8 protein-coding genes and 1 pseudogene are annotated in these 10,617 nt (G+C 41.9%); 8 read left to right on the top strand and 1 reads right to left on the bottom strand.

Going from position 1 to position 10,617, the window contains the following annotated elements:
* The first annotated feature begins 98 nt into the window (after window positions 1-98).
* On the top strand, window positions 99-854 hold the full coding sequence (locus EDD59_RS16020) for a MerR family transcriptional regulator (protein ID WP_132383713.1): 756 nt from the start codon (window positions 99-101) through the stop codon (window positions 852-854).
* 240 nt (window positions 855-1,094) lie between these two features.
* On the opposite strand, the pseudogene EDD59_RS18215 reads toward EDD59_RS16020, so the two are convergent.
* Window positions 1,095-1,289: pseudogene (locus EDD59_RS18215) on the bottom strand (cysteine-rich KTR domain-containing protein).
* A gap of 645 nt (window positions 1,290-1,934) precedes the next feature.
* Here EDD59_RS18215 and EDD59_RS16005 point away from each other — a divergent pair.
* From EDD59_RS16005 to EDD59_RS15975, 7 genes are all read left to right on the top strand, one after another.
* Window positions 1,935-3,239 carry an ABC transporter substrate-binding protein gene (locus EDD59_RS16005; RefSeq protein ID WP_132383711.1) on the top strand — a complete coding sequence of 435 codons (1,305 nt, stop codon included), beginning with the start codon at window positions 1,935-1,937 and terminating at the stop codon, window positions 3,237-3,239.
* A 91-nt stretch (window positions 3,240-3,330) separates the two neighbouring features.
* Window positions 3,331-4,209, top strand: coding sequence for a carbohydrate ABC transporter permease (locus tag EDD59_RS16000; protein WP_132383709.1), 879 nt, complete (start codon window positions 3,331-3,333; stop codon window positions 4,207-4,209).
* Window positions 4,210-4,223: 14 nt separating this feature from the next.
* Window positions 4,224-5,060 (top strand): carbohydrate ABC transporter permease, encoded by an 837-nt coding sequence (locus EDD59_RS15995; protein WP_132383707.1) that lies wholly within the window; start codon window positions 4,224-4,226, stop codon window positions 5,058-5,060.
* Between the two features lie 163 nt (window positions 5,061-5,223).
* Entirely contained in the window at window positions 5,224-6,060 is an 837-nt protein-coding gene (locus tag EDD59_RS15990) for a response regulator transcription factor (protein WP_132383705.1), read from the top strand.
* A gap of 4 nt (window positions 6,061-6,064) precedes the next feature.
* Window positions 6,065-7,834 carry a cache domain-containing sensor histidine kinase gene (locus EDD59_RS15985; RefSeq protein WP_132383703.1) on the top strand — a complete coding sequence of 590 codons (1,770 nt, stop codon included), beginning with the start codon at window positions 6,065-6,067 and terminating at the stop codon, window positions 7,832-7,834.
* A 157-nt stretch (window positions 7,835-7,991) separates the two neighbouring features.
* Window positions 7,992-10,046, top strand: a complete 2,055-nt coding sequence (locus tag EDD59_RS15980) for a beta-galactosidase (RefSeq protein ID WP_132383701.1) — start codon at window positions 7,992-7,994, stop codon at window positions 10,044-10,046.
* The gene (locus tag EDD59_RS15975) at window positions 10,046-10,579 is read left to right on the top strand and encodes a DUF624 domain-containing protein (protein ID WP_132383699.1); all 534 of its coding nucleotides are present in this window, start codon (window positions 10,046-10,048) and stop codon (window positions 10,577-10,579) included. The genes EDD59_RS15980 and EDD59_RS15975 overlap by 1 nt, the downstream gene beginning before the upstream one ends.
* Window positions 10,580-10,617 lie beyond the last annotated feature (38 nt).

Raw genomic sequence — 10,617 nt, 5'->3', positions numbered from 1 at the left:
GAATCCTCAGAGATATCCTTACCTCTATACCAAAAAAGAATAAGTCTGTAAGCTGTATTTTTCTTGCTTACAAACTTATTATACGAGGGGTGAATTAAATGAAGAAAAAATATAGCATTGGCGACGTTTCCAAACTTTTTCAAGTAGCCAAATCGACGCTTAGATATTGGGACGCTGAAAACCTAATTCAGTTAGAGCGGAATGAAAATAACGATTATAGAGTGTATACATTAAGAGAGTTATTGACTATTTTGGACATAACTCTTTACCGAAAACTGAATATGCCTGTTAAAAAACTAAAAGAAATGTATCAATGGGACGTTGACGCATGGGAAGATGTATTGTGTCAAGAAATACAGGTTGTTAATGAAAAAATCAAAAGCCTACGCGAAATCAAAAAGAATTTGCAGTCCCGAAAAGATAAATTACAGCAAGTGGAACAGCTACAAAAACATTCCTTTACTGAAAGTGAGCCGGATATTGATAAAATAGTTTTTTATCAAATAGACGATAGCTATTTATTTAACACATATCTTCAAAATCCGTACAATTTTATTATTTATCTCTCACCTGATATGGATAATTCTGAATTTATCCCCATATATGGAATGTCTGTGTCTGCCATTACTGAATCATCTAATGTTATATGGGAAAGAGAAGAAAACAACAAAAAATATATGCAATGTCTATTAAGGGTCACTCGTGAGGAACCTTATAATACTAATTTGGACGAAATTAGGAAAAACCTTGAAAAACAAGGATACAAAACAGGTGCTATCATTGGCAGATTTCTTGCGACAGCAAAAGAGCTCGTTTGTTATGACTTTTATAAAGTCTGGGTTGAGATTATATAATAGAATTTCAAAAACTACATTAGACAATTGCCATTATCGTTTGGCTTCCCGGCGGTTATAATATGCCCTTGAAAAAGGTAATTTAATGCGCCTTCACAATTCTATTTTTGAAAAGGAAAACGACGGCTTTGATTTGAGTGTTAAAACCGTCGGTGAAAGGATATGTTCTGCATTACCGTAAACAAAGGTTTGTATTTGCTTCAAACAAAAAAGAACCGATAACTGTGATTTTACTCACGATTATCGGCTCTGCATCTTAGCGTCTGGCTCTTTTATAACTGACATATTTAACTGGTGTACGTTAATTATGCTTTTCTATTTACACCTGGGACAGAATAGAGGAAAGTTTTTAAGTATAGTATCTTCTCGTACTCTAAGACAGGTTTTATTGGAACAGACTGGACACAATATCCATTTTTCTTCGAGCACTATCATTCAACCTCCTTCCTATATTATAATCTCTCGGAATCTCTAAGCCAGTAAATTCAAGGCTTTCAGATCCCTTTTTTATTAAAATCCCCCACTTTTTTGTCAAAAAACACTTGACAGTTTATTCGAAAAATGCAGCGCTTCACGCCTATTGATCAATAAGTACCGTTCGCTTGCGGGCGGCACACATTTTTCGATTGGAGGCGATTTTTTGTTACCTGTTAACTCTGGCGGTCACCCCGCCTATCAAGACTTTGTTCTTGAAAATCTTCGTAAATACAATCCTAATCCTGATGCTTGAACTATTGCGGAAGACCATTGCCGGAGAAAATGGTCATAATAGGTTCTTAAACAACTCAATCAATAGAAATAACATAATAAGCCGTAAAGCACGCTTTTAAAGGCATATTTTACGGCTTTTGTTTTAATTCGAAATCAAAAGTATCCTATTCATTTTCCGTGACTTTCACTAAAATCGATATTGTGCAAATTTACTAACAAGAAATGTGCTAAAATTATTTTGTGCAAAATATTAAACAAAAGTGTCACTTTTTCTCTCTTAAAAATATCAGCATGTTACCTTAGAATAAATATCAGATAAGGGAGAGAAAAGTTACTTTTCTTATAACAAACACAAATGGAGGTAATGGAATGAAAAGAGGCATTGCAATATTACTAACAGGAGCTTTATGTCTGGGATTACTTGCAGGATGCGGGAACAAAGGGAATGCAGATTCTTCTTCATCAAAGGATTCCAAGGAGGGAGAAGTTTTAAGCATGATGTTAAACGGAGCTGCTTCCGATGCATATGTGGAAGGGTATCAGAAGCTGATTGATGCTTTTAACGAATCCAATGAATATGGGGTTACGATCAAACCTGAGTTTGTCAGCAACTCTGATTATAAGACAAAGCTGACAACCATGATGGCTTCAGATTCTGAGCCGGATATCATTTTTACATGGGAGCTTGGATATCTTGAAAACTTCGTGGACGGAGAGAAGATTGAGAATCTTCAGAAGTATCTGGACGAAGATCAGGAATGGGCAGATAGCTTCAACAGCGGAACTCTGGAGCAGGAGACTTATGACGGAAGTGTATATGGAATTCCTACCGCACAGTGTATGGCAACCATGTATTACAACAAAGGGATTTTTGAAAAGTATGGTCTTTCTGTTCCGACTACATATGACGAGTACCGTAAAGTATGTGATACACTTCTGGAAAATGGTGTGACACCAGTAGCCTTGGCATCCACAGCAGATGATGCATGGCTTGTTTCACAGTATATTCAGCAGTTATCAGATGGTATTGCAGGAAATGAACTGTTTGAAGGAATCAAAGCAGGAACAAAATCATGGAATGACGATGCTATGGTACAGGCGGCAAAGCTTTTCCAGGAAGAAGTTGATGCCGGATATTTTGAAAAAGGATTCACCGGAGTCAGCGGGTCTGAGGCAGAAGCATTGTTCCAGTCCGGGCAGGCTGCAATGTATTTCAATGGTACATGGGAAATTTCTAACTTGAACAACAAAGATGTCTGCCAGGTAGCTGATGATGTGAGCTGCTTCACAATGCCGCCAGTTGACAAAGTAAATGCAAATGTTTCAGTAGGCTCTCTGGACAACTCCTTTGCAGTGACAAAAAACTGTAAGAATGTAGATGCGGCGGTAGCTCTTCTGAAATATTGGACAAATGCCGACAACGCAGCAATGCTGCTATATGATTATGGACGTATGCCTGCTACTAAATTTGATTTAGATGAAAGCAAGCTTTCAAGCCTCAGCAAAGATGCAATCACATGCTTCAATGAGCAGACTGCATTGACCCCATGGTTTGACCGTATGAATACGGATCTTGGAAATGAGTTCAACAACAGCAGTATCGCAATCGCAAATGGGGAAGACCCACAGGCTACATTAGACAATTTGCAGAAATATGCAGAGGCAAATGAGTAGCGAGTGTGAAAAAATAAGAGTCAAAATGGGCCGCCGGCTTTGCGGCGGCTCATTTTGTGCCCACAATCGGGCGTTTGAAAGGGGTGGCAGCATGAAAAGCGTTTTGGGAAATAAGAAAAGTATTGCAGTCTTTGTACTTCCGGCATTTATCATATACGCAGTATTTGCCTTGTTTCCAATCGGTTATAACGTTTATATGTCCCTGTTTGACACGAATCTGATGTCTCCGGGGAAATTCGTAGGGTTAAAAAATTATATATCACTGTTTCAGGATTCAACATTTACGCATGCACTCAGAAACAACATCCTTATGGTGGTGGGTTCTCTGATTGCACACATGCCTTTGGCTATGTTTTTTGCAAATGCAATCTTTAAGAAAATCAAAGGCGCGGCATTTTTCCAGACTGTGTTTTTCCTGCCAAGTGTAATCTGCGGGGTAGCAGTCGGTCTGACATGGAGCTTTATTTACAATGGAAACTATGGTCTTTTAAATGCATTTTTAAAGCTGATTGGTCTTGGGGACCTGCAGCAGGTTTGGCTTTCAAATAAAAATCTGGCGCTGTTCTGTATAATCATTGTCGTGATGTGGCAGTATGTGGGCTATCATATGATCATACAGCTTGCAGCAATGCGGAATATTGATTCTTCTTATTATGAGGCGGCGGAAATTGACGGCGCCACGGCATGGCAGCAGTTTAAATCCATCACATTCCCCATGATCAAACCGATTCTGAAAATAGATGCTGTGCTGATTATCACAGGTTCTCTGAAGTATTATGACTTAGTGGCAGTCATGACAGGGGGAGGACCGAATCACGCAACGGATGTAATGTCTACCTATATGTATTACGAAGCCTTTAATATTCTGAAATATGGTTATGCCTGTGCAATTGGCGTTATTCTGATGCTGTTATGTATCTGCTCGGTCGGTTTGTCCAATAAGGTATTTAAGAGCGAGAAAGATTCTTGAAAGGAGGGGCAGTCATGAAAAAAAGTCCTTTAGAAAAAATATGGCTTGGAATCAAATATGTATTGATGATTGCTTTTACAATTATGTGTATCTACCCGCTGATCTGGTTATTCCTGGCATCCTTTAAGACAAACCAGGAACTCTATTTCAATACATGGGGGCTGCCGGAGACATGGAGCCTGACCAACTATATCAATGCGGTAGTAAAAGGTGGTGTAATCCGCTACTTTGGGAACTCTGTAATTATCGCAGTGGCGGCAGTTCTTATAACGGTTATTTTGGCGACCATGGCGTCCTACGCAATCAGTCGAATGTACTGGAAGCTTTCCAAAGTCACTTATAACGTGTTTCTGCTTGGCATGATGATTCCAATTTATGCACTGATTATTCCACTGTTTTCCGTGTTTAAGAATATGGGGATTCTGAATACTTATCTGGCAGTCATTATTCCTCAGATAGCCGTGGGATTTCCGATGGCAATCTTCATAATCTGCGGGTTCATGGATTCCATTCCAAGGGAACTGGAAGAGGCAGCAGTTATGGATGGCTGCTCCATTTATAAATGTTTTGCGAAAATCGTACTCCCGATTGCCAAGTCATCTATTGTGACAGTGGCAGTGGTACAGTTTATCAACGTGTGGAATGACCTGCTTCTGCCAAGGATTTTCCTGACAGACAGCAAAATGATGACACTGCCGGTTGGTCTGACGAATTTCCAGTCCATGTATTCCACCGACTATGTGGGAGAGATTGCAGCAGTCATTATTACAATTGTTCCAAGTATTCTGGTGTATATATTCCTTCACAAATACATTATGGAAGGAATGGTGGCAGGGGCTGTGAAAGGATAGGCGCAGCCAGTAAATGATAACGTCATATGTAACTGTGCAGTTAATGGTTATCGTTGTATGTTCTACTTACCCGTGAAATGTTATACTGGATTCAACAAATATGCGCAACTGTATTGGGTTTGAAGTGTTACAAATGTATATCTGAAGGAGATGAATAGAGTATATGAACATGTTAATTGCAGATGATGAATTATTGATAAGAAATGGACTTCTGAGCCTGGACTGGAAATCTATCGGGATTGAGGAAGTGTACTCTGCGGGAAATGGAGAAGAGGCAAGGGATCTGCTGCTGTCGGCACTGGTAGATATCGTGATTTTTGATATCCGTATGCCGGGGATGACGGGGCTTGAACTGGCGGCAATGATTAAGCAGTATTCCATCGACACCGCAGTGATACTGTTGACGGGTTTCTCTGAATTTGAGTATGCAAGACAGGCTATTCAAAGCGGCGTGTATGAATATCTTCTGAAACCGTTCCACCCAAGAGAAATCCTGGAGACGGTGGAGAAGGTGAAGAAACAGCTGGAACAGAAGCGCTATCAGGCAAGAATCATAAGGGAACACGAAGAAATGATGGGAAAAACAGATGTACTTTCTCAGGTGAGAAATCATTTTCCAAAGCTTAGCGGGCTGATGGAGGAAATCATATCAGACATGGCAGAGCAGTTTGCAGAGCCGATTTCCCAGAGAGATTTTGCGGAAAAATATCATTTCTCATCCAACTATATTTCTAAGAAGGTAAAACAGGAGACGGGATATTCTTTCATCGATATTCTTATTGCAATCCGCTTGACCAACGCGGTCCAGTTTTTGACCGACGGAGATAAGGTAAATGAAGCGTGCCTGAAAGCCGGGTTCAACGACCAGAGGTATTTTTCACAGGTGTTCAAAAGAGTCTTTGCCTGCAGCCCTTCTGACTTTAAGAAACAAGAACATGTAGAATCCCAGCTTCGGTTTCATTATATCCTGGAACAGTTGAGCAGGAAGCAGGCGGAGTAGGTGTATGAAAAGGAGAGAAGGATTTTACAGTATACGGTATAAAATGCTTGCTGCCTATGTGGTGCTTCTTTTTGTAACGAGCGTAGGTGTGTTCTGTTTCTTTACATTCAGATTTGACAAGGTGTATAAGCAGCAGGCAAATTCCCATATGGCAGATGTGACCGGGCTTGCGGCAGCAAACGTTTCGAATATGATGGAACAGATAGACCAGTTGTCGGTATCCGTGATTGTTGACCGCGCCGTGCAGGAAAACTTAGGGATTATTAACAAAAACAGAGGCGGCTACGACAAGGAGAAAGGAACCGGGAGCATTGAGACAAACAAGGCTGCCATTTCCAATCAGATAAGGGGAAGCATATTCAACATCAATGGAATCACGTCACTTCGGATTTATTCTCTGAGCGGAGAAGAGATTTTTATCGGGACTACAAACCGGGAATTTCTAGAGTATTCCTTTGGAAGTGATGAAATATATGAGGCAAATGGGGGCGCGCTTTGGAGCCTTGCCGGGGATGCCAATTATGTCTGTATGTGCCGGGCAATTTTAAGCACTGCGAATATGAAACCGTTGGGGTATATGGTTATTATCTGTCAGAATGATTATTTTGGCGATGAATTTTCTACTGTTTCCAGTGCCTATTCTGGCAGGGTATATCTGGTGGATCAGGAGGGAGAGACAGTCTGCTCCAGCGACCAGGAATTGATAGGCAGCATATTTCCCTATGAGATTCAGGAACTAAGAGAAAGAAAGCAATCAACGATAGAAGATCCGGGAACGGGAGAGAAAAGTTATTATTACACAGGCGAAACACTCGAAAATGGATGGACGCTGATCTGCACGGTCAGTGCGAAACAGTTCCGGGACGGAGTGGCGGCAAGTATCCTGCAGATGGGACTTCTGCTGGCAGGGGCGCTGATTCTGTCTTTTATAGTGACTACCGTGGTAGTACGCAGATTGGTAGGGCCTACCAAGAAGCTGCTGTTGAGTATGTCTGAATTTGGAGAGGGAAAACTGGATTCTCGTGTGGAAGTAAGCGGGAACGATGAGATTGGTCAGATTGGCTGCGCTTACAATGAGATGGCAGACAATATTCAGAATCTTATGGAAAAAGTATACTCCCTGGAGCTGGCAAATAAAGAGGCGGAGATCGAATTTCTGAAAATGCAGATCAATCCACATTTTCTCTATAACAGCCTGGATACCATCAGCTGGCTTGGATTTACGGGCGGGAATGAAAAGGTGTCTGATTTGGCAGTATCCTTGGCAAAGCTTCTTCGGGCAAGCATCCAAAGGGCAGATATGATTACCGTAGCGGAGGAAATGGAGACGGTGAAGAGCTATCTCCTGATACAGGACTACCGTTTTGGAGATAAGATCGGTGTAGAGTATGATGTGGCATCGGAAGTTTTGCAGTATTATATGCCCAGCTTCCTGCTGCAGCCGCTGATTGAGAACAGTATCATCCATGGACTGGAGAATCAGATTGAAAAAGGAATCCTCAAGATATCCATAAAAGCTGAAAATGACTGGCTGATGTTTGTGATAGTAGATGACGGGAGAGGAATGGAACAAAAGCAGGTGGAGATGTTGCTTCGACAGTGCAAAGACAGTCAATCAGGGAATGCAATTGGACTGAAGAATGTGTACAGGCGGCTTCAACTGTTATATGGAGAGGAAAGCAGTTTTGAGATAAAAAGCGTTCAGGGAAAGGGGACGAGTATCTCTTTCCGGATTCCGGTTACACGGTGGAAACCGGTCGCTGAGAAGCCCTAGTGCATTTACTATGCGGAGTACCAGCGTTCGAAATATGAAACAAATGCTTAATATTCCGGGTCAAACCCTCCCTGTTCTGTGATTATAATGAAAATGTCGTATCTCGCCACTAAGATGGCAAAAATAAAATTCGTGAAAAGGAGAATGAAAAGGGAATATGAACAGTAAGCAGAATTATCAGTGGAAAGAAATGACTATGGCGGTATGCTATTATCCGGAACACTGGGATAAAACGTTATGGGAAGATGATTTGAATCGTATGCTGGATGCAGGAATTACAGTCATCCGGATTGCAGAATTTGCGTGGAGTCTGTTTGAGCCTGAGGAAGGCCGGTTTCAGTTTGATTTTTTTGATGAATTTCTGGAGCTTTGTCTGGAAAAGAAAATGAAGATAATTATGGGAACCCCTACAGCAACTCCCCCAGCCTGGCTGACGGAAAAATATCCGGAAGTCTTAAACTGCAATATAGAGGGAATCCCGTACCGCCATGGCGGACGCAAGCACTATAATTACAATGCACCGGTCTATCAGGAGCTGTCGGCTAGAATCGTGACCTGGCTTGCGGAACACTATGGCTCTCATCCGGCTGTTGTAGGCTGGCAGGTGGACAATGAGCTGAACTGTGAGACATGTGAATTCTATTCCGAGGCTGATTCGGCAGCGTTTCGTGTATTTTTGGAGAAGAGATATAAGACGCTGGAGGCATTGAATCAGGCATGGGGAACGGTATTCTGGAATCAGACTTATACGGACTGGAAACAGATTTATATCCCAAGGCTGACGCTGAACAAAGGGGTGAATCCCCATATGCATCTGGATTATTTCCGGTTTATATCTGACAGTACTTTAAGATATTGCGGCATGCAGGCGGGGATTCTGAGGAAATATATCAAGGCGGAGGATTTTATCACAACCAATGGGATGTTTTGGAATGTGGACAATCATAGGATGCAGAAAGACTGTCTGGATGTGTATACATATGATTCCTACCCAAGCTTTGCTTTTGGTCTTGACAGATATCCGAAAACCGCCACAGACCTAAATGACAGGAAGTGGACGAAGCATCTGCATGAGGTTCGTTCTATCTGCCCTCATTTTGGAATCATGGAACAGCAGTCCGGGGCTAACGGATGGAGCACCCGCATGGAAGGGCCTGCACCAAGACCGGGACAGCTGACACTTTGGGCGATGCAGAGTGTAGCACAGGGAGCCGATTTCATCTCATTTTTCAGATGGCGTACCTGTACATTCGGGACAGAAATTTACTGGCACGGAATTCTGGATTATGATAACCGGGATAACCGGAAACTGGCTGAGGTCAAGGAGTTTTACAAAAAACTAAAAACATTGAATCCTGTATGCGGCTCCCAGTATGTGGCTGGTTTTGCACTTCTGAAGGACTATGACAATGAGTGGGATACAGAAGTGGACGTATGGCATGAGAGAGTGAATTCTTTCAGTGAGGAAGAGATATTTATTGCATCCGAGCTGAACCATACACCTTACGATGTGGTATATCTTCAGGAGGATAGCGAGCTAGAAGATCTGATAAAATACCCGGTTGTATTTTATCCGCATCCGATATTGATGGAAAAGAAACGGGTGGATCTTCTGAAGCAGTATGTAGAGCAGGGCGGAACATTGATTATAGGATGCCGTTCCGGTTATAAAGATTTGAACGGGAAATGTGTCATGATGCCGCAGCCGGGACTCTTAAAAGAACTTACAGGGTCGGACGTAAAAGATTTCACATTTACAAGCTCCGCTGAAGAGGAAGTCTATGCAATCTGGAATAAAGAGAAGATGGAAATGCCGGTGTTCAATGATATTATGGACGCATCAGAAGATGCACGGGTGCTTGCCTCATATGAAAACTCCTATTATAAAGGCGAGGCGGCTCTGATAGAACATTCTGTAGGGGGCGGGCGTGTCCTGCACCTGGGAAGTGCATTTTCCAGGAAGAATGTTACACAGCTTCTGAAGTATACGGAGGTGATTGAGCCGTTTGCTGCATGGATTGAGGCTCCTAATACAGTGGAAGTCGTGATGAGGAAAAAGGATGGAAAGACGTTTTTATTTGTACTGAATTTCCAGTCTTTTGCGGTAAGTGTTACATTGAAACAAGAAATGAAGTTGCTGTATACAGGAGAATCTGTTATGGGAGACGTGATTCTTCCTGCATATGGAACGGCGGTTTATGAGGTGATCTGATGAAAAAAGATGCAAAAAAAGATAATCAGTGCACATTCAAAGTCCTAAGAGGAGAAGGGAGCGGCATCGCAGGGGAATTTCTGCGTGCATGGAAAGAAAATTTCGGCCAGAGTACACCTGTCTGGCTTCTTATGCTGACTCTGGGAATTTTCCTGCATTTTGAACTTGACATTACGGCTTATATGAGCAGCTGGATTCAGGACATATCAAGGATGGCACTTACAATAGCAGGAATATTATGGGCGGCGGAAAGCATCTACATCTATCCGCTTACTGCTTTTTTCGAAAATACAAGAAAAAACAGTATGAAAAACGCTCTTCTGATTGCTGTGGGAAATCTGCCTCAGACTGTTTTATTATTGGGAATATGGCTGCTTCCGTTTCTGCTTGTTCTGGTTTTCCCGGCCAGCGTGGGATACCTTATTTTGGCATTTCTGCTGATCTGGGCAGAAGCAAATGTAATGATAAGCAGCATGGTTTTATCAAAAATATTTGGAGCGGTTAGTATGAAAGAAACTCAAGTTTTGAAGTAAATATGGCAGAAAGCTTTAAACATAGGCTTTCTGCCATT

Origin of the sequence: Muricomes intestini (genome assembly GCF_004346165.1) — a bacterium.
Classification (GTDB): Bacteria; Bacillota; Clostridia; order Lachnospirales; family Lachnospiraceae; genus Muricomes; species Muricomes intestini.
This window is presented reverse-complemented; position numbering and strand designations above follow the sequence as displayed.

Excerpts from the sequence above, each read along its gene's own strand:
- EDD59_RS15985 (WP_132383703.1), top strand. The coding sequence starts at position 6,065 with ATGAAAAGGAGAGAAGGATTTTACAGTATACGGTATAAAATGCTTGCT.
- EDD59_RS15995 (WP_132383707.1), top strand. The coding sequence starts at position 4,224 with ATGAAAAAAAGTCCTTTAGAAAAAATATGGCTTGGAATCAAATATGTA.
- EDD59_RS16000 (WP_132383709.1), top strand. The coding sequence starts at position 3,331 with ATGAAAAGCGTTTTGGGAAATAAGAAAAGTATTGCAGTCTTTGTACTT.
- EDD59_RS15975 (WP_132383699.1), top strand. The coding sequence starts at position 10,046 with ATGAAAAAAGATGCAAAAAAAGATAATCAGTGCACATTCAAAGTCCTA.
- EDD59_RS16005 (WP_132383711.1), top strand. The coding sequence starts at position 1,935 with ATGAAAAGAGGCATTGCAATATTACTAACAGGAGCTTTATGTCTGGGA.
- EDD59_RS16020 (WP_132383713.1), top strand. The coding sequence starts at position 99 with ATGAAGAAAAAATATAGCATTGGCGACGTTTCCAAACTTTTTCAAGTA.
- EDD59_RS15980 (WP_132383701.1), top strand. The coding sequence starts at position 7,992 with ATGAACAGTAAGCAGAATTATCAGTGGAAAGAAATGACTATGGCGGTA.
- EDD59_RS15990 (WP_132383705.1), top strand. The coding sequence starts at position 5,224 with ATGAACATGTTAATTGCAGATGATGAATTATTGATAAGAAATGGACTT.